Source organism: Phreatobacter aquaticus (genome assembly GCF_005160265.1).
Classification (GTDB): Bacteria; Pseudomonadota; Alphaproteobacteria; order Rhizobiales; family Phreatobacteraceae; genus Phreatobacter; species Phreatobacter aquaticus.
Map to the genome: position 1 here is coordinate 2,284,077 of NZ_CP039865.1, position 21,207 is coordinate 2,305,283.

General features: G+C 65.4%; 17 protein-coding genes. 8 read left to right on the forward strand and 9 right to left on the reverse strand.

The features are described from left to right. On the reverse strand, positions 1–2,208 hold the full coding sequence (locus E8L99_RS10680; protein WP_137099516.1) for a S1C family serine protease: 2,208 nt from the start codon (positions 2,206–2,208) through the stop codon (positions 1–3). Between the two features lie 172 nt (positions 2,209–2,380). After that, entirely contained in the window at positions 2,381–3,631 is a 1,251-nt protein-coding gene (locus tag E8L99_RS10685) for a serine hydrolase domain-containing protein (RefSeq protein ID WP_215907072.1), read from the reverse strand. 509 nt (positions 3,632–4,140) lie between these two features. Between E8L99_RS10685 and E8L99_RS10690 the strand changes: the two genes are divergently transcribed. The 5 genes from E8L99_RS10690 to E8L99_RS10710 all read left to right on the forward strand — a co-directional run bounded on the left by E8L99_RS10690 (position 4,141) and on the right by E8L99_RS10710 (position 10,853). Next, positions 4,141–5,778: an amidohydrolase gene (locus tag E8L99_RS10690; protein WP_137099518.1), complete on the forward strand. Its 1,638-nt coding sequence runs from the start codon at positions 4,141–4,143 to the stop codon at positions 5,776–5,778. Positions 5,779–5,783: 5 nt separating this feature from the next. After that, positions 5,784–6,725, forward strand: a complete 942-nt coding sequence (locus tag E8L99_RS10695) for an ABC transporter permease (protein ID WP_137099519.1) — start codon at positions 5,784–5,786, stop codon at positions 6,723–6,725. Continuing rightward, positions 6,722–7,618 (forward strand): ABC transporter permease, encoded by an 897-nt coding sequence (locus tag E8L99_RS10700; RefSeq protein WP_137099520.1) that lies wholly within the window; start codon positions 6,722–6,724, stop codon positions 7,616–7,618. The genes E8L99_RS10695 and E8L99_RS10700 overlap by 4 nt, the downstream gene beginning before the upstream one ends. A 44-nt stretch (positions 7,619–7,662) precedes the next feature. Continuing rightward, positions 7,663–9,258 (forward strand): ABC transporter substrate-binding protein, encoded by a 1,596-nt coding sequence (locus tag E8L99_RS10705; protein ID WP_137099521.1) that lies wholly within the window; start codon positions 7,663–7,665, stop codon positions 9,256–9,258. 140 nt (positions 9,259–9,398) lie between these two features. Continuing rightward, positions 9,399–10,853, forward strand: coding sequence for an amidohydrolase family protein (locus tag E8L99_RS10710; RefSeq protein WP_137099522.1), 1,455 nt, complete (start codon positions 9,399–9,401; stop codon positions 10,851–10,853). Positions 10,854–10,880: 27 nt separating this feature from the next. Here E8L99_RS10710 and E8L99_RS10715 read toward each other — a convergent pair whose 3' ends face one another. The 7 genes from E8L99_RS10715 to E8L99_RS10745 form a co-directional block, all read right to left on the reverse strand. Then, positions 10,881–12,518 carry an FMN-binding glutamate synthase family protein gene (locus tag E8L99_RS10715; RefSeq protein WP_137099523.1) on the reverse strand — a complete coding sequence of 546 codons (1,638 nt, stop codon included), beginning with the start codon at positions 12,516–12,518 and terminating at the stop codon, positions 10,881–10,883. A 150-nt stretch (positions 12,519–12,668) separates the two neighbouring features. Further along, on the reverse strand, positions 12,669–13,787 hold the full coding sequence (locus tag E8L99_RS10720; protein WP_137099524.1) for a 5-methyltetrahydropteroyltriglutamate--homocysteine S-methyltransferase: 1,119 nt from the start codon (positions 13,785–13,787) through the stop codon (positions 12,669–12,671). Positions 13,788–13,818: 31 nt separating this feature from the next. Continuing rightward, a complete protein-coding gene (locus tag E8L99_RS10725) occupies positions 13,819–14,535 on the reverse strand; it encodes an ABC transporter ATP-binding protein (RefSeq protein WP_137099525.1) in 717 nt (238 codons plus the stop codon). Next, positions 14,532–15,293 (reverse strand): ABC transporter ATP-binding protein, encoded by a 762-nt coding sequence (locus E8L99_RS10730; protein WP_137099526.1) that lies wholly within the window; start codon positions 15,291–15,293, stop codon positions 14,532–14,534. Before E8L99_RS10730 ends, E8L99_RS10725 begins: the two co-directional genes overlap by 4 nt. After that, positions 15,290–16,297 carry a branched-chain amino acid ABC transporter permease gene (locus tag E8L99_RS10735; protein ID WP_137099527.1) on the reverse strand — a complete coding sequence of 336 codons (1,008 nt, stop codon included), beginning with the start codon at positions 16,295–16,297 and terminating at the stop codon, positions 15,290–15,292. The genes E8L99_RS10730 and E8L99_RS10735 overlap by 4 nt, the downstream gene beginning before the upstream one ends. Positions 16,298–16,302: 5 nt before the next feature. Then, positions 16,303–17,163 (reverse strand): branched-chain amino acid ABC transporter permease, encoded by an 861-nt coding sequence (locus tag E8L99_RS10740; protein WP_137099528.1) that lies wholly within the window; start codon positions 17,161–17,163, stop codon positions 16,303–16,305. A gap of 55 nt (positions 17,164–17,218) precedes the next feature. Then, positions 17,219–18,394 (reverse strand): ABC transporter substrate-binding protein, encoded by a 1,176-nt coding sequence (locus E8L99_RS10745; RefSeq protein ID WP_137099529.1) that lies wholly within the window; start codon positions 18,392–18,394, stop codon positions 17,219–17,221. A 338-nt stretch (positions 18,395–18,732) separates the two neighbouring features. On the opposite strand from E8L99_RS10745, the gene E8L99_RS10750 reads away from it, so the two are divergent. The 3 genes from E8L99_RS10750 (at position 18,733) to E8L99_RS10760 (ending at position 21,194) form a co-directional block, all read left to right on the forward strand. Then, positions 18,733–19,698 (forward strand): catechol 2,3-dioxygenase, encoded by a 966-nt coding sequence (locus E8L99_RS10750; RefSeq protein ID WP_137099530.1) that lies wholly within the window; start codon positions 18,733–18,735, stop codon positions 19,696–19,698. 138 nt (positions 19,699–19,836) lie between these two features. Then, on the forward strand, positions 19,837–20,787 hold the full coding sequence (locus E8L99_RS10755; RefSeq protein ID WP_137099531.1) for a ring-cleaving dioxygenase: 951 nt from the start codon (positions 19,837–19,839) through the stop codon (positions 20,785–20,787). Positions 20,788–20,852: 65 nt separating this feature from the next. Beyond that, positions 20,853–21,194 carry a hypothetical protein gene (locus E8L99_RS10760; RefSeq protein ID WP_137099532.1) on the forward strand — a complete coding sequence of 114 codons (342 nt, stop codon included), beginning with the start codon at positions 20,853–20,855 and terminating at the stop codon, positions 21,192–21,194. Positions 21,195–21,207: the final 13 nt, after the last annotated feature.

A 21,207-nucleotide genomic window follows, 5' to 3' on the forward strand; every position in this document is an offset into this window, starting at 1 on the left:
TCATTCCAGGCAGTCGAGCGGCAGCACCGACTGGTCGGAATTCTGCAGGATGTCGGCGGTCGGCAGCGAACCATCCGGCGCCCGCTCCGCCGCCGTCACGCCATTGGCGGCGAGGAAGGTGCGGACCAGATCGAGCTTGATCCCGAAATTGATGTTCTGCGCGCTGCGCTCGCCGGAGATCTTGTCGATCTGCGACACGACCACGCCGACCACCAGGCCCGAAGCATCGATCACCGGGCCGCCCGAATTGCCGGGCTGCGTCGGCGCCGTATACTGGAAGCGGGTCTGGTCGCCGAGCGCGCCGCGCATGCCGGAGACGAGGCCCTCGGTGACATTGACGCCGCCAAGCTGCGACCGGGCGGGGTAGCCCACCAGCACGACACGTTCGCCGGCCCGGATCGGAGTGGCGCCATCGCCGCGCAGCGACAAGGGCTGCGACGTCGTGTTGTCCTGCTGGAGCACGGCGAGGTCGGCACCTTCGTCGGCACCGATCAGCCGAAGCGGGATGCGCTGGCCGCCCGGACGCGAGATCGCAACCGTCGAGCAGCCATCAATGACATGGTGGTTGGTCAGCACATGGCCGGTGGCGGTGATGTAGAAGCCCGTGCCGGTGGATGCCACCTGGCCCGGACGATTGGGACGGCCGACCGCGATCTCCGGGGTGGCGCAGAGGTCCTGGTCACGGCGCTCGATCGTCTGGCCGCCTTCATAGACCAGCTTCATGTCCCAACGGCAGCCGCCCTCGTTGGGCAGGCGCAGTTCGAGACGGAACCGGCGCGGCATGGTCTCCGAGCCCAGGCGGTCATCGCCCCAATGGGTATCGGTGACCGGGGTCAGATAGAGTTCGCGCACATCGTTGCGGCCGGTATTGGTCAGCACGACCTTGCGGCCGTTGTCCGGGCCACCGCCGTCGATGCGGAAGGCGTTCGGGCCGCCGAAGGCCACTTCCCGGCGATCACACAGGTTCTGGCGCATGCGCCGCTCCTCGCGGCCGCCGGTGTAGAGGATGCGCAGGTCATAGTTGCACTGGTCGTCGCGTTCCACGGTCGCCTGGAACCGCGCGCCGGGGGCGATGCGGTTGGTGCCGAGCATGTCATCGCCCCAGCTTGAGACCTTCGACGAGGAGACGAACAGCGACTCGATCGGGTTGGTACCTTCGTTGAGGATGGACACCGAGAGCGTGCGGGCCTCGCCGCCGCTGCGCGCGCTCGGCCGCGACTTCTGCTGGCCGCGGCCGGTGACGAGGGCTGGACCCGTGACGACGAATTCGCGCATCTCGCACAGATCGACGTTCTCTCGCACCTGATCGGGCGCACCGTCGAACACCACCTTCACGTCATAGGCGCAGGTGCGACCGCGCGGCATGCGCACGGTGAAGTTGGCGCGGGCGGCAACGGTGTCGTTGCCGAGGCGGTCCGGCCCCCAGCCGCTGCGTCCACGTTCGCGGACATAGAGATTCTGCATCGACACCGCCGAGCGGTTCTGGAACTCGACCACAACCTCCGGTCCGCTGGGAGCGGGCGTCCCCGCCGGGGGGGCGTCGCGCTCGGCTGCCATGACCACCTCTCGGTTGGTGCAGAGGTTGCGGCGCGCCACGGTGCGATCCTCGGCGCCATCGAAGGTCGCGAGCAGATCATAGGTGCAGCCGTCCGCGCGACGGATGCGACCGGTATAGGTACCGCCGTCATTGACCACCGAGGAGCCGAGCACGTCGTCGCTCTCGTCGCCATTCTCGGAGGTCAGCTTCAGGGTCTGGAGCGTATTGCCGGTGCGATTGCGCACGATGAACAGGCCGATCGGTCCCTGCCGCTGGAGATCGGAGGCGGTCGTCTGGGTGCGGCCGTCGAGGGTGATCTCGCTGCGCTGGCACAGGTCGACGCCGAAACGGGTCTCCTCGCGGCCGCTTTCGTACACGGCGCGCATGTCATAGCGGCACTGCCGCCCGATCTCGAGGTTGAAGCGCTTGCGGCGTCCCGCAGCCAGTGTGTCGCTGCCGAGGCGATCCTCGCCCCAGGCCGGGTCGTCGACCGCGGTGACGAAGATGTTGTTCACGATCGCGTCGGACCGGTTGATCACCGTGATGTCGACATCGGAATTGCCGCCGCGGCGGTTGCGGCCGGACTGGGCATCCGCCGTCGGGATCTGGATGGCGGCAGCGCAGGCCAGCGCCAATGCCAGCCTGAGGGGTGATGACGAAAGGAACGACATGGACGGCAATCTCCGAGCTGGCGCCCCATTCAAAGCGTGGGTCGCATCCACCGTATAGGCAGAGGGGGTTTCTGCAAGATTGCACGACAGGCCGCGTTGGGCTCGCCAATCACGATCACCTGAAACAAGGGCGAAACCATCGCCGCCCCTGTTTCTGTTCGGGGCTCGATTGTCAGCCTTCGGCGATCAGATCCTTCGCCAGCGCCATATAGGCGGGCAGGGTGATCGGGTCGTTCGCGGCATTGCCTGCAGCGGGATGGGAGGCATAGCGCGCGATCACCATCTCGGCCTTGGGGTCGATATAGATGCCCTGGCCGTAGACGCCACGCGCCATATAGGCTCCGTGCGCATTGTGGCTGACCCACCACTGGTTCCGATAGGACGCGCCGGGCAGGGTTGGGTAGCCAGCGGGAGCGAATTGCGCCGGATCCGCGCCGCGCTCGATGTCCTCGACCACAGAAGCCGGGACGATCTGGCGGCCATTGAAGTGCCCGTGGTTGCGCATGGTCTCGCCGAAGCGCGCGAGGTCGCGCAATGTCGTCGACAGACCGCCGCCGCCGCTCTCTGTTCCGATGCGGTCGACGTGGTAATGCGCGTCTTCTTCCGCGCCCATCGGTGCCCAGATGCGATCCGAGAGCAGGTCTGACAGCGTCATGCCGCTGGCGCGCCGGCAGATCCAGGCAAGCACGTCGGTATTGACGGTCTTGTAGGCGAAAACCTGGCCATGCTCGCCCTGCTTCTCCTGGGCGCAGAGGAAATCGAAGATGGTGGTAGCGCCCTGATAGCCGGGCTCACGCGGCGCCATGCCATTGGCCTTCCGGAGACCCCAGACGTCGGAATTCTTGTCGGTGTAGATCTCTGTGTATTTGAGGCCGGTGGTCATATCCATGACCTGACGGACGCTGGCATCCCCGAAGGCGCTGGCCTTCAGTTCCGGCACGTAGTCGGTGACCGGCGCCTTGGGATCGATCTTTCCTTCCGCCACGAGAATGCCGGCAAGCGTTCCGGTGAAGGACTTGGTGACCGACATGCCGATATGCGGCTTGTGCGGCTTCAGCGCGCCGAAATAGCGCTCGTAGACGAGCTTGCCCTTGTGCAGCACGGCAATGCCGTCGGCATAGGTTTCCTGAAGCATCTGGTCGAACGTCATGGGCCGGCCGTCCATGGTGGTGGAGCGCGATCCGCCGATGGCGCGCTCGGCGCGCGGCAGGGCGGAGGCCGGTCCTGGGCCGCGCCAGACATTCACGGTCGGCACCAGCTGGCGGATGTTGCTCCACGCCCAGCGCAGTTCCGGGAACGAGCGGAACGAGCCGTTCTCGAAAGTGATCGTCCGGTCCTCGGCGGGCGGGAACCCTTTCATCCAGCCCAGCACCTCCGGATCGGTCTCTGCTGCGGTGGGAATGGGCGTGGCTGCGGCGGACATGAGAGACGCTCCTGGATTCGGCCCGCTCATCGGCACGCGGGCGCAAGCCGGCAGTCTAGCGCGCCGGCGTCAGGGCACATCCTCCGTTTCAGCGGGGAGGGCCTTGCAGACACGGGGACGATGTCGCGACGCGCGATCGTTGTGTATCGGCCTCCTCTGGTCGCAGCGCCAGCTATGGCGCCAACTGCCCAGTTGTTCGGCAATCTCTTGTGGATTTCGATGAAAATGTATCGTTTACCAATACGATCGGATCGCAATGAGGTCGGCCTGGTAAGGCGACCCCGCACCTGCCGCAACGACAATCGTGACTGTCGTTGATCCCCTATCTATCTGACAATACATAAAAAATCCTGGTGGAGTCGCCGCTTTTTCACTGGCGGGGCGCGCACAATACCCATCGGCAAGGCTCTTGCATCCCCCATTTGCGCCGGGGTGTTCGGCGCGAGCCGCTCTTGCCGGTACAAAAACAGGCATGCCATCCTCTCAGGCAGCCTATCTGGAGAATAAGCATGTCGATCCTTCCGAAAGCCGATGTTGTCTTGCGGGGAGGTCGCGTCTTCGTCGGCTATGGCAGGCCCGTTGTGGAAGCCGTGGCGCTCTGGTCTGGCAAGGTGCTGGCAGTCGGCCCCTCGGCTGACCTGGAGCCGCTGATCGGACCGTCGACGAAGGTTGTCGAATTGCGCGGGCGGCTCGCCACGCCCGGTCTGTTCGAGGCCCACGCCCACCTCCTGCCCATGGGCGTCGCCATGGCCGAGGTCGATGCCCGGCCGAAGAACGCCGGCACGCTCGACGAACTGCTTGGGCTGATCAAGGCGGCCGCCGCCACCAAGAAGCCCGGCGAATGGATCATGGCGCGCGGCTATGACCATTTCCAGCTCGACGTGAAGCGCCATCCTCACCGTTCCGAGCTCGATGCCGCTGCCCCCAACAATCCGGTCTATCTGGTACGCACCTGTGGCCATCTGGCGGTCGTCAATTCGCTGGCGCTCAAGATGGCCGGCATCACCAAGTCGTCCCCGGTCCCGGCCGGCGGCGCGATCGAGCAGGTCAACGGCGACCTGACCGGCCTGCTGGCCGAGAACGGCCGCCTGCCGGTCAAGGCCGTGCTGTCGCCGGTGAGCGACGAGGACCTGGTTGCCGGCATCGAGCGCGGTGCCAAATACATGAACTCGTTCGGCATCACCTCGACCATGGATGCCGCTGTCGGCATTCACTCGAAATACCGCGAGATGGTCGCCTACCGCACCGCCGTGCGCACCGGCCGCCAGCCGATCCGTGTGACCCAGTGCCTGCTCGACATTCCCGAGGGGATCCTCGACCAGTGCTACGACGAGGGGCTGGTCACCGGCTCCGGCGACGACATGCTGCGCATCGGCCCGGTGAAGATCTTCACCGACGGTTCCGCTGGCGGCAAGACCGCCGCGATGACCAAGGTCTATGCTGGCGAGGAAGAGACCCACGGCATCTACTGTCTCACCGACAAGGAGATGGAAGAGGCCACCATGGCGGTCCACGCCAAGGGTTATCATCTCGCGGTCCATGCCATTGGCGACGGCGCGATTGAGCAGACCCTGGTTGCGATGGAAAAGGCGCTCGCCAAATATCCGGACGCCGATCGCCGCCACCGCATCGAGCATTGCGGCTTCAACACGATGGATCAGATGAAGCGCATGCGGAAGGCCGGCATCGAGCCGGTGCCGCAGCCGATCTTCATCTATGACTTCGGCGACCTCTATCAGTCGGTCATGCCCGATGAGCGGCCGGCCCAGAGCTATCCGATGAAGACCTGGATCGACATGGGCTTCCGCCCGGCTGCATCGACCGATGCCCCGGTCTGCGATGCCAACATCTATCCGAATTTCTACACGATGCTGACCCGCAAGACCTCCAAGGGCACGGTGATCGGCGGCAACGAGGCGATCTCCATCGAGCGCGCGCTGCAGGCCTATACCGAGTTCGGCGCATATGTGAACAAGTGCGAGGACCACCGCGGCACCCTGGTGCCCGGCATGGCTGCCGATGTCGCAGTCTTCTCGCGCGACTTGCTCACGGCCAGCCCTGAGGACATTCTGCACGACACGCGCTGCGACCTGACCATCCTGGGCGGGGCCTGCGTGTACGATGCGACCGGCGAGTGGGGGCGCTGACCGGTATGGGTTCCCACCTCGTTCACCGCCTTCTTCTGTCGGTGCCGGTCCTTTTCGGCGTGCTTCTTCTTGGCTTCCTGCTGCTCCAGCTCGTGCCTGGCGACGTCGCGCAGGTGATCGGCGGTCCGCAGGCGACGCCCGAAGTGCTTGAGAGCATCCGTCGCGAGATGGGCCTCGACAAGCCGCTGGTCGTCCAGTTCTTCCTCTACATAACCCGGGTGCTGCGGGGCGACCTCGGCTATTCGATGATCAACAACACGCCGGTGATCTCGGAACTCGCCGATGCCGTCGGGCCGACCGCCGAACTCATGGTCGCCTGCCTGATCTGGTCGGTGCCGCTCGGCATCGTGCTCGGCACGATCGCTGCCGTTCATCGTGGCAAGCTGCTCGACCGTCTGGTCATTGCCATCTCGGTTGCTGGCGTCTCGACCCCGGTCTTCTTCATCGCCCTCATGCTGATCATGTATGTCGGCTACTATTGGGAATTGCTGCCCTTCCTCGGGCGCGAGGGGCCGATCTGGACGCTCGATGGTCTCGCCCACATAGCCCTGCCGGCACTGACCCTTGGCCTCACTTTCATCGGGCCGGTGGCGCGCATGACGCGCACTGCCGCCCTCGAGGTCATGAACGCGGACTATGTCCGCACAGCCCGGGCGAAAGGTCTCAATGAGCGCACCGTCATCATCCAGCACGTGCTGCGCAACGCGCTGATCCCGGTCGTGACGCTGATCGGCCTGCAGGCCGGCTTCCTGCTCGGTGGCGCTGTGGTCACCGAAACCATCTTCTCCTGGCCCGGCGTCGGTCGGCTGGCGGTCGGTGCCATCCTGGCGCGCGACTTGCCTGTCGCGCAGGGCTCCATCCTCGTTCTGGCTGTGTCCTTCATCGTGATCAATCTCATCGTCGATCTGCTCTACGGCGTTCTCGATCCGCGGGTGAGCAAGCGATGAGCGCCGTATCGACTGAGAGCGTCGTCGCCCCCGCGCCGGCTCGCCGCAATTCGGCGATCGAGCGCCTGACCCGCGACAAGCTGGCGCTGGCCGCAGCCGTGATCCTCGTGGCTGTCATCATCGCGGCCATGCTTGCGCCGTGGCTCGCCCCCAACGACCCCTATCTGACCAATACCCGCCTGCGCATGCTGCCGCCGGTCTGGGAAGCGCGGGGCCGCCCGCAATTCCTGCTCGGCACTGACGGGCTCGGGCGCTGCATGCTGTCGCGCATCCTTTACGGGACACGCGCGACCCTCATGATGGGCCTGGCCGCAACAGCGATTGGCGGCAGCATTGGCTTGCTGCTCGGCCTGTTCACCGCCTTCTACCGCAAGGCCGACGGGTGGATCATGCATTTCTCGGACATCCTGCTGTCGTTCCCGGCCATCCTTCTTGGCCTGGCCTTCGCGGCAGTGGTCGGCCCGGGCATGACCGCCGTGGTCATCTCACTTGCGGTCTCCACCATTCCGGTGGTCACGCGTGTCACCCGTGGTTCGGCGCTGGTGGTCATGGGGCAGGATTTCATCGAGGCCGGCCGTTCGATCGGCTTGTCCGATCGAACCCTGCTGGTGCGCTATCTTGGCCTGAACTGCATCTCGTCGGTCTTCGTCTACCTGACGTTGCGCTTCGGCCAGGTTATCCTGCTTGGCGCGGCGCTGTCGTTCCTCGGGCTCGGAGCCCAGCCGCCGGCCGCCGAACTCGGCACGATGGCCTCGTCTGGGCGCAACGAGCTGTTCCTGGCTCCGCATATCGCGATCATCCCGAGCCTGGTCATTGTGATCATCGTGCTGTGCGCCAACGTGCTTGGCGATGCCCTGCGCGACCTGCTCGATCCCCGGCTCCGGAACGGCTGATGCCAAACGGAAAAGACAAAAATCGTCTCAGAGGAGAACCACGCATGAGTGCCCGACGAACTTCCCTCCTGGCCGCTGCCCTGGTCGGCGCGGTCGCCTGCGCGGCGCCAGCCCTCGCGCAGCAGCAGACCTCGATCACAGTCGTCCGCGAGGTCGATTCCGACCGTTACGACCCGCATCGCTCGACGGCCCGTGCTGCCTCCGAAGTGCTGTTCATGCTCGCCGACACACTTGTGTCGCTCGACCACGACATGACATCGATCAAGCCGGGTCTTGCCGAGAGCTGGACCGTCTCGCCCGATGGCAAGACCTACACGTTCAAGCTGCGCCAGGACGTCCAGTTCTGCGACGGCAAGAAGATGACGGCTGACGACGTCGTCTATTCGATCAAGCGCTGGATCGACCCGGCGACCCGCTCGCCGGTCAGCTGGCGTGCCGGCCCGGTCGAGGACATCGTCGCCAAGGACGCCTACACCGTCGAATATCGCCTGAAGGCCCCCTTCTCGGAGCTGCTCTACCAACTCACCCAGAGCTTTGCCGTCGTCATCGACAAGGCCAATGTCGACGCGCTCGGCGCCGATTTCGGCGTGCGCGGCTTCAACGGCACCGGTCCCTATTGCTGGGGCGAATGGCGCCCGCGCAACGACATGCGCATGCGCCGCCACGATGCCTATCGCTGGGGCCCGCCGATCTATGAGAACCGCGGCCCGGCGCATATCCAGGAAGTCATCTGGCGCATCGTCCCCGAGGAGAACACCCGCCTTGCCGCCGTTCTGACCGGCCAGAGCCAGGTGACGCAGTACATTCCCTATTCGGGCCTCGCCCAGATCCGTGCCAACCGGAACCTGCGCGTCGTCGAGAATGCGGCGGCGTTCTGGACCTATTTCATCGGCTTCAAGGTCGACAAGGCCGGCGTCGACGATCCGGCCGTGCGCCGCGCCATCGTCATGGCTGTCGATCAGGAGGCGATCTCCCGCGACCTGAACTTCGGCGAGACCGAGCCGGCCTATTCCTACATCCACCAGGCCGCGACCGACTGGAACAAGGCGGTCGATCCGATGCTCATCCGCACCAATGTTGCCGAGGCCAACCGCATTCTCGACGCGGCCGGCTGGGTGCGTGGTGCTGACGGCTTCCGCGCCAAGAACGGCGTGCGTCTGTCGCCTCTGGTCTATGGCTTCACCGGCTCGACCTGGCAGAAGCTGATGGAAACCGTGCAGGGCGACTTGCGCAAGATCGGTGTCGACCTGCGCATCCAGCTGTTCGATGCGACGGTGGCATGGGGCAAGCTTGCCACGCAGGAATTCGACCTGTTCGGCATGTCCTTCCCCTACATCACCGCCGGTGACGCGCTGAACCTCTATTTCCGCTCGGCCAACGCGCCGACGCCGAACCGGATGAACTGGAAGGATGCCGCCACGGACCGGCTGCTTCAGGCCGGCATGACGGCGTCGTCGGACAGCGAGCGCGCAGTGGCCTATGGCGAGGTACTCCGGCAAGTCCATGAGGCCGCCGTGTGGATCCCGCTCTACCACGAGCCGATGAAGATCGCCGCGTCGAACCGTCTGGCGGCGTTCAAGGCGCACAACATCTATGGCTGCGGCCTCTACAAGGGTCTCGACCTGCGCTTCATCCGCTGACTTTTGCGAGGGGCCGGATGCGATGAGCGCATCCGGCCCTTCGTCTCTACGAAAGACCGACCATCACGCGCCTGTTCGCTTGGTCGTGGCCGGGCGCACACGCAGCCGCGACAAGAAACATTGATCCGGAAGAAACCTCGATGCCCGTTACCCTCATCAAGTCAGCCGCCTGGGTCGTTGCCTTCGACGGGCGCAAGCACACCTATATGCGGGATGCGGATGTTGCCTTTGATGGCAACACGATCATCCATGTCGGCCCGGGTTTCGAGGGCAAGGCGGCGACCACGATCGACGGCGCCGGCATGCTGGTCATGCCGGGCCTGGTCAATGTCCATTCCCATCCCTCGTCCGAGCCCATGGCCAAGGGCTGGAACGACGAGCTTGGCTCGCCCAAGCTCTACCAGTCGGCGCTCTATGAATTCATGCCGCTGTTCCGGGCCGATGCCGGCGGCGCGCCGAACCCGGACGACATCCCGGCCTCCGCGACCGTTGCCTATTCCGAACTGCTCCTCTCCGGCGTGACCACGCTGGTCGATATGTCGGTCGCCTGGAACGGCTGGGTCGACACGTTCGCGGCCTCCGGCCTGCGCGGCGTGCTGTCGCCCATGTACCGCTCGGCCCGCTGGTTCACCAAGAACGGCTATGTCGTCGAATATGAATGGGCCAAGGACGAGGGCATGGCGGCGATGGAAGCCGCGATGAAGGTGCTCGACGAGGCGGCAAAGCATCCCTCGGGTCGCATGTCGGGCATGGTCTCACCGAGCCAGATCGACACCTGCTCGCCGGCCCTCATCAAGGCGAGCTTCGCCGAAGCCAAGAAGCGCAAGCTGCCCTTCCAGATTCACGCGGCCCAGTCGGTCGTCGAGTTCCACGAGATCACCCGCCGCCACGGCATGACGCCGGTGGAATGGCTGGGGTCGCTCGGCGTCCTGTCCGACCGCTCGCTGATCGGCCACGGCATCTTCATGGACCATCACACCTCGGTCCACTGGCCGCGCCGCGATGACCTGCAGGATCTGGTTGATACCGGCACAACGGTCGCCCATTGCCCGACCGTGTTCCAGCGCCGCGGCATCGCGCTGCAGACCTTCGGCGAATATGTCCGCCGCGGCGTCAATATGGCGATCGGCACCGACACCTATCCGCACAACATGATCGAGGAGATGCGCGCCGTCGCGATCACCTCGCGGCTGGTCGCCGAGGATGTCTACGACACCCGCTCCTCCGACGTGTTCAACGCGGCGACGCTGGGCGGCGCCAAGGCGCTGGGCCGCAAGGATATCGGCCGCCTCGCTGTCGGCGCCAAGGCCGACATCGTGCTGGTCGACACCACCATGGCCTGCATGAAGCCGCTGCGCGATCCCGTGCGCTCCATGATCTATGCGGCGGCCGAGCGCGCCATCAGGACGGTCTTCGTCGACGGCACCAAGGTGGTGGATGGCGGCAAGGTCCTGACCATGGACCTTGATGCCGCCTCCGCCCAGCTCGAAGTGGCGCAGAAGCGCGCCGAGGCCGGGGTGAAGAGCCTCGACTGGGCCAAGCGCGATCACCTGAAGATCTCGCCGCTGATGTTCCCGCCCGCCAAGGGTTCGTGACGCCGGGCCGGCGTCAGCCCGCATTGGTCAGGACGCGGCCACCGATACCTCGGTGGCATCGTTGGCTGCGGTGGTCAGCGGGCGCGGGGCAAAGGTCTGGGCATCCGCCATGGCCCACATCCGCTGATAGGCGGGATCGCGGGTGCCCTGGATGAGTTCACCCGGCGACAGCTGGGCATAGACCTCTGCGAACGAGCGCACTTCCAGCTGCGAGACCCGCTTCATCACGTGGCGCGCGGTGATCTCGCTGGGATGCTGGAGCCCGGCTGCCGCAACTATCTCGCGCAGCGCCTCCAGCGTTGAATCGTGGAAGTGCCGGACGCGCTCTGCCTTGTCGCCAACCACAAGCGCTCGCTGGCGGATCGGGTCCTGGGTCGCCACCCCGGTCGGGCAGCGGTCGGTGTGGCAGGCGAGCGACTGGATGCAGCCGATGGCGAACATGTAGCCACGTGCGGCATTGCACCAGTCGGCGCCCAGCGCCAGCACGCGCGCCATGTCGAACGCCGTGACAATCCGGCCTGAAGCACCAAGCTTGACCCGGTCCTTGAGGCCCGCGCCGACAAGGCAGTTGCGCACGATGGTCAGCCCTTCGCGCAGCGGCGTGCCGACATGGTCGGTGAATTCGAGCGGCGCCGCCCCCGTGCCGCCCTCCTTGCCATCCACCACGATGAAATCGGGCGTGATGCCGGTCTCCAGCATCGCCTTGCACATGGCAGCGAATTCCCAGTCATTGCCGATGCAAAGCTTGAAGCCGACCGGCTTGCCGCCGGAGAGCTCGCGCAGTTTGGCGATGAAATGCATCAGCTCGATAGGCGTCGAGAAGGCGGAATGGCTGGCCGGGGATACACAATCAACCCCCAGCGGGACGCCGCGGGTCAGCGCGATTTCGGCCGAGATCTTGGCCGCCGGCAGGACGCCGCCATGGCCGGGCTTGGCGCCCTGCGACAGCTTGATCTCGATCATCTTGATCTGCTCGGTGGAGGCCGTCTTGGCGAACATCTCCTCGGAGAAACTGCCATCAGCATTGCGGCAACCGAAATAGCCGGAGCCGAGCTCCCAGATGATGTCGCCGCCGAACTCGCGGTGATAGGGGCTGAAGCCGCCTTCGCCAGTGTCATGGGCAAAGCCGCCTAGCTTGGCGCCCTTGTTGAGCGCGCGGATCGCATTGGCGCTGAGCGAGCCGAAGCTCATCGCTGAAATGTTGAACAGCGAGAGGTCATAGGGCTTGAGACAGTCCGGCCCGCCGACGCGCACGCGGAAATCGCTGCTCGGGATGTGGGCCGGCATCATCGAATGGGTCAGCCATTCGAAATTGTCGCTGTAGACGTCGAGCTGAGTGCCGAAGGGGCGCTTGTCGAGGGCGCGCTTGGCGCGCTGGTAGACGATGGCGCGCTTGGAGCGGTTGAACGGAGTGCCGTCGGTCTCGCTTTCGAGGAAGTACTGGCGGATCTCCGGCCGGATCTCCTCCAGCAGGTAGCGGATATTGGCGAGGATCGGGTAATTGCGCCGGACCGCGTGCTTTTCCTGGAGTATATCCCGGACCCCGATGGCGGTGAGTGCCGCCGAGATCGTGAACATCACCCAGGCGAAACCGCCCAGAGCGCCTGTGGTGAAAGGGAAGACGAAGACGCCGAGAATGCTCAGGCCGAACGGCAGGTAACGCATGCTTCTCCCCACGATGTCGGGGCCGGTTGCAACGTCACGCCGATGGCCCGAAGCGTCAGTCGGCCATCAGATCATGACATTGCGAAGAAACCGTTGTGCCCATGCACCGGAGGGAGACGGCAGGGGCGGGCAGGCCCGCCCCTATGGCACTCAGCCCCAGACTTCCCGCGAGATCTCGACGATCAGCTCCAGCTTGCGCCATTGCTCGTCCTCGGCCAGCGTGTTGCCTTCCTCCGTGGAGGCAAAGCCGCACTGGCCCGACAGGCAGAGTTGCTCCAGCGGCGCATATTTGGCGGCTTCGTCGATCCGACGCTTGATGTCGTCCTTCTTTTCCAGCGTGCCGGTCTTGGTCGTCACGAGGCCGAGCACCACCGCCTTGCCCTTGGGCAGGAAGCGCAGCGGCTCGAAGCCACCGGCGCGCTCGGTATCCCATTCCATGAAATAGGCATCGACCGGCATGGTATTGAACAACAGGTCGGCGATCGGCTCGTAGCCGCCGGAGGCGACGAAGGTCGAGCGGAAATTGCCGCGGCAGAGATGCATGGTGATCAGCATGTCGGCCGGGCGATTCTTGATCGCGGTATCGACCATGCCGGCATAGATGGCGCCCTGCTTGTCCGGATCGTCGCCGCGCTCGGCCAGCATCTTCTTCTGCTCAGGGTCGCAGAGATAGGCGAAGGACACGTCGTCGAGCTGCAGGTAGCGGCAGCCAGCGTCATAGAAGGCCGAGACCGCCTTGGCATAGGCGCCGCCGAGGTCGCGGTAATAGTCGTTCATGTCGGGGTAGAGACCCATGTTGATGAGCTTCCGGCCGCCCCGGTAATGCAGCATCGAGGGCGACGGGATCGTCATCTTCGCCGTCTTCGTCGTGTTCGCCTTCAGGAACTTGAAGTGCTCGATGAAGGGATGGGTCGAAAAGCCGATCTGGCCGGTGACGCGCGGCGCCTCGGCCTTTGTCTGCACGCCGGCGAACTGGATGCCCTGGTCGAGTTCGACACGGGTCACGCCGTCGAGCTGCCAGAGGAAATCGTAGTGCCACCAGGAGCGGCGATATTCGCCGTCGGTGATGCCCGTGAGGCCGACGGCCTCCTGCTTGGCGATCAGCTTGCGGATTTCCGCATCCTCCACCGCCTTGAGGCCGGCCTCGTCGAGTTTGCCGGCGGCCTTGGCGGCGCGGGCGTCCTTCAGCGCGCCCGAGCGCAGGAGTGAGCCGACCTGGTCGGCGCGGAAGGGTCCGGTCTTGCCGGGAACGGCGGGTGTCTTGGTCATCTCTGTGGTCTCCCTTCGAGGTCTTGTTTGTTCAGGTGTGGGCGCGATCGGCCACGCCCAGATGGCGGTCCAGCGCGGCGGCATCGTTCATCAGGGCGGCGCTCGTGCCCTCCCAGACGACGGCGCCACGGTCGAGGATCACGGCCGCATCGGTCAGCGGCAGGATCTTGCGCGCCTTCTGTTCGACGATGATGGCAGATAGTCCCTCGTCGCGCACGATGCGGGCAATGGCTGATAGCAACTCGTCGACGATGATTGGCGCGAGACCTTCCAGCGGCTCGTCGAGCAACAGGATCTTCGGATTGATGACCAGGGCCCGCGCGACCGCCAGCATCTGTTGTTCGCCACCGGACAATTGGTTGCCGAGATTGCCGCGCCGTTCGGCGAGGCGCGGGAACATGTCGAACACCCGCTTCGGTGACCATGGACCGGCAACCGCGATGGCGGTGAGGTTCTCCTCCACCGTCAGCGACTTGAAGATGCCGCGCTCCTGCGGCACCCAGCCGAGGCCAAGGGCCGCGCGCCGTTCGGGCCGGGTGCGGGTGATGTCCTGACCGCCAAGGTGGATTGTCCCGCCCTTGAGGGTAGTCAGCCCGCAGATCGTCTCGATGAGCGTCGTCTTGCCGGTGCCATTGCGACCGAGCAACGCCAGCGAGCGCCCTTCGCCAAGCGTCAGGGACAGGCCGTTGAGAACAACAGCCTCGCCATAACCGGCGATCACCTTGTCGATCGTGAGAAGCGCGCTCATGGCTCGCCCTCGCCGAGATAGACGGCACGCACTCTGGGGTCGGCCTGGATCTCTGCCACAGTGCCTTCGGTGAAGACAGCACCCTGCACCAGCACGGTGATGCGCTCGGCGAAGCGGAATACCAGGTCCATGTCATGCTCGATCAGCACGATGGTCACCTCGCGCGGCAGGCTCGACACGATGTCGATGATATCGCCGCGCTCGCCCTCGGGCACACCGGCCGCCGGCTCGTCCAGCAGCAAAACGCGCGGGCTGCAGGCGAGAGCAGTTGCGATCTCCAGCAGCCGCCGCTTGCCATAGGGCAGGGTGGAGGTGCGCTCCAGCATGACATCGGCGAGTTTGAAGCGCGTGAGCAGTGCTTCGGCCTCGTCGAGCACGGATTGCTTGGAACCGGTGAGGCGCCACCATTCCGTTCCGTGGCCCTGATGCTCGGAAATGGCGAGGCCGACGGTCTCGAGCGGAGTGAGGTCGGCGAACAACTGGTTGATCTGGAAGGTGCGGGCAAGCCCGCGCGCCACGCGCCGGTGCGGCGCGAGCGCCGTGATGTCCTGGCCTTCCAGGTGGATCGATCCAGCGGTCGGCTGCAGAACCCCGGTCATCAGATTGATCAACGTTGTCTTGCCCGCGCCATTCGGCCCGATCAGCGCGTGGCGGGCCCCCTGACCGATGCAGAGCGATACATCGTTGGTCGCCACCAGTCCGCCGAAGCGGCGCACCAGGCCGCGGGTTTCCAGCGCCGGCTGGGATGAGGCGGTCACGCGGAGCGCCTCCCGGTCAGCCGCGCCAGGAGATCCTTGGCCTGCACATTGATGCGGTCCCGGCCGACGAGCACGAGGATCACCAGGAACAGGCCCATCCAGAACAGCCAATAGGCCGGCGTGATGCCCGACAGGAAGTCCTTCATCAGCTTGAAGGCGATGGCGCCGACGAGCCCGCCATAGAGATAGCCGGTGCCGCCGATCACGAGCACCAGCAGACCATCTGCGGAGCGGCCGAAATCCAGCACTTCGAGTGAAACGAAGGATGTCGTCTGGGCGAGCAGCGCGCCAGCGGCGCCAGCATAGGCGGCCGCCAACGTGTAGATCATCACGATGCGCCGGCCGGGCGAGATGCCGACCGAGGAGGCCCTGAGCGGATTGTCCTTTACCGCCCTCAGTGACAGCCCGAACGGTGAATGCACGACGCGGCGCGCCAGCAGGAACAGGAGAAACAGGACGGTGAGCGAATAGAGATAGGCCGTCTTGCCGAGGAAATCGAAGGCGAAGAGACCCAGGATCGGCCCCATCATGATGCCGAGCAGGCCGTCGGCGCCGCCGGTCAGCCAATCCGCCTTGTTGGCGATCTCGTGGAGGATCAGCGCGACACCTAGCGTCACCATCAGCCGGGTGAGATCGGTGCCCCGGATGATCAGCACACTGGTGAGGAGACCGAACAATCCGGCGAACAGCGTGGCGATCACGAGGCCAGTAATGGGCTCGGTCACGCCATGCTTGGCGAGAAGGCCGGCCGTATAGGCGCCGAGCCCGAAGAAGGCGGCCTGGCCCAGTGACACGATGCCGGCGTAGCCGAGGATGAGATCGATCGAGAGGGCGAACAGGGCGAGGATTGCGATCTCGTTCATCAGCGCGGCCCGGTTGGGCGAGATGAACAGGATGGCCAGCGCCAGGATCCAGAACACGACCTCCTGCGGTCTCCACGACGCCTCCGCCTTCAGGAAGGCAGCCGGCGTGGTCGGCTTGGTGGGCGAAAGGAGCTTCAGCATCGCGATCACCGCGTGATGCCACGGGCAAACAGCCCGTTCGGACGGACCATCAGAATGGCGATCATGATCGAGTAGATGATGAAGGCACCGGCCTGTGGCACGTAATATTTGCCTGCCACGTCAGCGATACCGAGCATCAGGGCGGCCAGGAACGGTCCGGTCATCGACGATGTGCCACCGACCGTCACCACGATCAGGAAATAGAGCATGAATTTCAGCGGGAAGGTCGGATCGAGGCCGAGAATCTCGGCGCCGAGCGCCCCGCCAAGCCCCGCCAAGCCGGACCCGAACGCGAAGGTCAGCGCGAAGATCCGATTGACGTCGATGCCCATGCCACGGGCCACCCGCTGGTCATCGACCGCAGCGCGAAGCCGCGCGCCGAAGCGGGTTTTCGCCAGCACGAATTGCAGGGCGATGGTCAGGCAGCCGCAGACCGCGATCAGGAACAGTCGATAGATCCCGATACCGACGCCCCCGATCTCGAAACGCCCGGTGAGAAAGGCCGGCAGCCGGATGTTCTGCTGCTGCGACCCCATCAGATAGTCCATCGCCGCGACGCTCATGAAGACGAGCCCGATGGAGAACAGCACCTGGTCGAGATGGCTCCGGCGATAGAGCGGGCGATACAGCGTCCGCTCGGCCACCGCGCCAACAGCTGCGGCCACCACGAAGGCGGCAGGCAGGGCGAGGAGGAATGGCAGACCGGCCCGCTGCATCAGCACGACGACGGTATAGCCACCGACCATGGCGAAAGCGCCGTGAGCCAGGTTGACGAAGTTCATCAACCCGAGCGTCACCGCGAGCCCGCACGCCAGCACGAACAGCAACATGCCATAGGCGATGCCGTCGAACAGGATGGTCAGCATGGCAGCCGCCGGATCATGAACATTGGGGGAAACCGCGATCCGGCGCGCCGCACGCTCACCGACCCTTGATCGGATCGGGGACGGCCTCGTAGGTCTTGAACTCGACGTTGTAGAGCTGGCCGTCGACCCGCTCGACCTTGCGGACATAGATGTTCTGCGTGATGTCGCGGGTCCTGGCCTCGATGGTCACCGGTCCGCGCGGCGAGACGAAGCTCATGCCCTTCATCGCCTCCATCAGCGCCGTGCCATCGGTGCCCCCATTGGTCTTCCTGATAGCCTCATAGGCCAGGTGCATGCCGTCATAGCCGCCGACCGCCATGAAGTTCGGCCGCATGTTCGGATTGGCGGCACGGAAGGCCTGGACGAAGGCGCGGTTCTCGGGCGAGGGATGGGCGGCCGAATAATGGTGGGTGGTGACAACGCCCAGAACCACATCGCCCATGTCGTTGAGGATGTCGTCGTCGGTCACGTCGCCCGGTCCGATCAGGCGAACGCCGGCCTTGTCGAGGCCGCGCTCGACGAACTGCTTGACCAGTTGCGCCCCGACGCCGGACGGCACGAAGACGAACAGGGCATCGGGCTTGGCGTCGGCGACGCGCTGAAGGAAGGGCGAGAAGTCCGGATTGCGCAGCGGCACGCGGAGTTCTGCAACCAGTTCGCCGCCAGCCTTGGTGAAGCGCTCCTTGAACGCCTTTTCGGCATCCAGACCTGGGCCATAGTCGGTGACCAGCGAGATCACCTTCTTCACGCCATTCTCGCTCGCCCAGTCGGCCATCGGCTGGGTGGCCTGCGGCAGGGTGAAGCTGGTGCGCACGATGAACGGCGACTGCTCGGTGATCGCCGAGGTGGCGGCGGCCATCACAATCATCGGGGTCTTCGATTGGGTGGCGAGCGGGGCAACCGCGAAGGCGAGCGGCGTCAGGCCGAACCCGGTGAGGAAGGCCACCTTGTCGTTGACGATCAGTTCCTGCGCGATGCGCCGGGTGATGTCCGGCGTGCCGGTATCGTCCTTCACCACCAGTTCGATGGTGCGGCCGGCAATCGTCGCACCCTTCTGGGCGATGTAGAGCTTGGCTGCCGCTTCGATCTGCCGTCCGGTCGAGGCGAAGGGGCCGGTCATCGGCAGGATCAGGCCGATCTTGGTCACGGCCTGGGCAAGGGCCGGGGCAGCAAGCGGGCCGGCAAGCGTCGCGGCTCCCAAGCCGGCAAGGGTCTGGCGTCTGGTCAGCATGGTTAGGTCCTCCCGGGGCGTGTCCGGCGGTCGCTCGTTGGCGATCCGCTCTTGTTGTTGAGGCGCAGTCGTCGCGCCACGTCGTCTTTGTGTCAAGTGCGATATCTTGTCGTTCGTGCGATTAGCGCACGAGATGCCTTTGTGCTGGTCTGGTCCAATTCTGCACTGCCGCGCGCAGCATGGCATGGGGCCCGGTCGAAGTGTTCCTGAAAGCTCGTCACAGGGTGATGAGGAATTCTGCGCAATCCCACCGAACATGCCACTTGATCCGCGGCGCCCGCGAAGGACCAATGGCGGACAGAACGGCCACCAATGGCCGCGCTCAGAGGGGGAACATCATGCTCGCGCCCGAGTCCTGTCGCGATCTCGCCCATCTCGGCCATGTCGAGATGTTCACGCCCAAGCCCGAGGCGAGCCTCGCCTTCTTCGTCGATGTCATGGGCATGACCGAGAGCGGGCGCGACGGTGACAGCGTCTATCTGCGCGGGTGGGACGATTATGAGTTCCACACGTTGAAGCTCACCGCGTCCTCGACGTCCGGCGTTGGCCATGTGGCCTTCCGCACGGCAAGCCGCCAGGCATTGGATCGCCGGGTCGCTGAACTCACCGCCATGGGCGCCGGCATCGGCTGGACCGATGGCGATCTCGGCCATGGTCCCGCCTTCCGGGCGCGGGGGCCGGATGGCCATGCCTTCGAACTCTATTACGACACCCGCTGGTACGAGGCGCCGCCGGATCTCAAGCCCGCGCTGAAGAACCAGGCGCAGCGGTTCCCTGCCCGCGGCGTCAATGCCCGCCGCATCGACCACTTGAACCTCTTGGTGCTCGACGTCACCGCCACCCGGCACTTTCTGGAGCGAGGTCTCGGTATGCGCCTGACCGAGCAGATCATGCTCGACGATGGCACCGAGGCCGGCGCCTGGCTGACCGCCACCAACAAGACCTATGACATCGCCTTCACCAAGGACCATACCGGCACGGCCGGGCGCTTCCACCACGTGACCTATGCGGTGGACAGCCGCGAGGACGTGCTGCGCGCGGCGGACGTGTTTCTCGAGCACGGGGTTTTCATCGAGACCGGCCCGCACAAGCACGCGGTCCAGCAGACCTTCTTCCTCTATGTCTACGAGCCCGGCGGCAACCGCGTCGAGATCGCCAATGCCGGCGCGCGGCTGATGCTGGCCCCCGACTGGAAGCCGATCGTGTGGACGCAGACCGAGCGTATGAAGGGGCAGGCCTGGGGACTTCAGACGGTCAAATCATTCCACACCCATGGCACGCCGCCGGTCGAGGACCACGACTGAGCTCACGCGGGCATCGCTGCAAATTGGTCTTGCGAGGGCGCGCGCGCCGCGCCCTTGCGCCGCTTGAGGGATCGGACGATCTCTTGGGGCAACGGATCGGTGCGGCTCCCGCGCACCGCCAGATCAGCGAGTTCCCCCATGCAGCTCACAGGCATCCACCATCTCACTGCCGTTTCGGCCAATGCCGCCGGCAACCACGACTTCTACACCCGCGTGCTCGGCATGCGGCTGGTCAAGCGCACCGTCAACCAGGACGACACTTCCGCCTACCACCTGTTCTATGGCGACGGCGAGGCAACGCCCGGCTCCGACATCACCTTCTTCGAATGGCCGGTGCCGCCGGAGCGGCGCGGCACCCACTCGGTGATCCGCACGGCCCTGCGCGTCACCGGCGAGGCGACCATTGCCTGGTGGGTCAAGCGCTTCGCCGAGCTCGGCATCAAGCATGAGGCGCCCGCGATCCGCGATGGGCGGCTCACCCTCGATTTCGAGGATCCGGAGGGCCAGCGGCTCGCGCTCATCGACGATGGCGGCAAGGGTGCCGGCAAGGTCTGGGCGAAGAGCCCGGTACCGGCAGAGCACCAGATCCGCGGTCTTGGACCGATCACCGCCAGTGTGCCGAAGCTCGAGATGACCGATATCGTGTTGACCAGGGTGCTGGAAATGCGCCCGGTGCGCACCTATCGGCTGGGCGCCGAGGGCCCGGAAGTCCATGTCTACGAGATGGGCGAGGGCGGTCCCGACGCCGAATATCATGTGGCGGTCGAGCCCGGCCTGCCGGAAGCTCGCCAGGGCGCGGGATCGGTCCATCACGTCGCGTTCCGTACCCCTGACAAGGCCCAGTACAACGCCTGGGCCGAGCGGCTGGCGGGCCTGCGCATCCCGAACTCGGGCCCCGTGGATCGCTTCTACTTCGAGAGCCTCTACTTCCGGGAGCCGAACGGCATCCTGTTCGAGATCGCAACCGACGGTCCGGGCTTCGATGCCGACGAGCCCATGGAGGTGCTGGGAGAGAAGCTGGCGCTGCCGCCCTTCCTCGAGCCGAAGCGCGCGGCAATCGAGAAGGGCCTGAAGCCGCTCTCGGCCTGAAGTCGGTCTCCTCAAGAGCAGTCGGGCGGACTAGAGTGCCGTCCGACTCGTCTCTGGAGAAGGCCATGCTGCCCCGCCATTCGGTTCTCGCTCTCGTCAGCCTCGTGGCACTCGCCGGCTGCAACACCACTGCGGATGTTCCGGCGCCCCAGCCGGCGCCCCAGCAGCAGAACTACGTCACCCGGCCGGATTTCCGTCTGCCCGAGGGGCAGGGCTGTTCGGGCGAGATCGCCCGCTTCCGCGCCGTGATGGACAACGATCTGTCGACCGGCAACGTCAACCGCGACGTCCATGGCCGCGTGATGGCCGACCTTCGGGGTCCGGAGGCAGCCTGCGCCGCCAACCGGTCGGGCGAGGCACTCGCCGGCCTGCGCAGCGTCAAATCGCGCTACGGCTATCCGGGATAGCCTGTTCCGCGCC

What these genes read in the sequence shown, in the direction of transcription:
- E8L99_RS10680 (WP_137099516.1), bottom strand. Translation starts at nt 2,208, where the DNA reads ATGTCGTTCCTTTCGTCATCACCCCTCAGGCTGGCATTGGCGCTGGCC.
- E8L99_RS10685 (WP_215907072.1), bottom strand. Translation starts at nt 3,631, where the DNA reads ATGTCCGCCGCAGCCACGCCCATTCCCACCGCAGCAGAGACCGATCCG.
- E8L99_RS10690 (WP_137099518.1), top strand. Translation starts at nt 4,141, where the DNA reads ATGTCGATCCTTCCGAAAGCCGATGTTGTCTTGCGGGGAGGTCGCGTC.
- E8L99_RS10695 (WP_137099519.1), top strand. Translation starts at nt 5,784, where the DNA reads ATGGGTTCCCACCTCGTTCACCGCCTTCTTCTGTCGGTGCCGGTCCTT.
- E8L99_RS10700 (WP_137099520.1), top strand. Translation starts at nt 6,722, where the DNA reads ATGAGCGCCGTATCGACTGAGAGCGTCGTCGCCCCCGCGCCGGCTCGC.
- E8L99_RS10705 (WP_137099521.1), top strand. Translation starts at nt 7,663, where the DNA reads ATGAGTGCCCGACGAACTTCCCTCCTGGCCGCTGCCCTGGTCGGCGCG.
- E8L99_RS10710 (WP_137099522.1), top strand. Translation starts at nt 9,399, where the DNA reads ATGCCCGTTACCCTCATCAAGTCAGCCGCCTGGGTCGTTGCCTTCGAC.
- E8L99_RS10715 (WP_137099523.1), bottom strand. Translation starts at nt 12,518, where the DNA reads ATGCGTTACCTGCCGTTCGGCCTGAGCATTCTCGGCGTCTTCGTCTTC.
- E8L99_RS10720 (WP_137099524.1), bottom strand. Translation starts at nt 13,787, where the DNA reads ATGACCAAGACACCCGCCGTTCCCGGCAAGACCGGACCCTTCCGCGCC.
- E8L99_RS10725 (WP_137099525.1), bottom strand. Translation starts at nt 14,535, where the DNA reads ATGAGCGCGCTTCTCACGATCGACAAGGTGATCGCCGGTTATGGCGAG.
- E8L99_RS10735 (WP_137099527.1), bottom strand. Translation starts at nt 16,297, where the DNA reads ATGCTGAAGCTCCTTTCGCCCACCAAGCCGACCACGCCGGCTGCCTTC.
- E8L99_RS10740 (WP_137099528.1), bottom strand. Translation starts at nt 17,163, where the DNA reads ATGCTGACCATCCTGTTCGACGGCATCGCCTATGGCATGTTGCTGTTC.
- E8L99_RS10745 (WP_137099529.1), bottom strand. Translation starts at nt 18,394, where the DNA reads ATGCTGACCAGACGCCAGACCCTTGCCGGCTTGGGAGCCGCGACGCTT.
- E8L99_RS10750 (WP_137099530.1), top strand. Translation starts at nt 18,733, where the DNA reads ATGCTCGCGCCCGAGTCCTGTCGCGATCTCGCCCATCTCGGCCATGTC.
- E8L99_RS10755 (WP_137099531.1), top strand. Translation starts at nt 19,837, where the DNA reads ATGCAGCTCACAGGCATCCACCATCTCACTGCCGTTTCGGCCAATGCC.
- E8L99_RS10760 (WP_137099532.1), top strand. Translation starts at nt 20,853, where the DNA reads ATGCTGCCCCGCCATTCGGTTCTCGCTCTCGTCAGCCTCGTGGCACTC.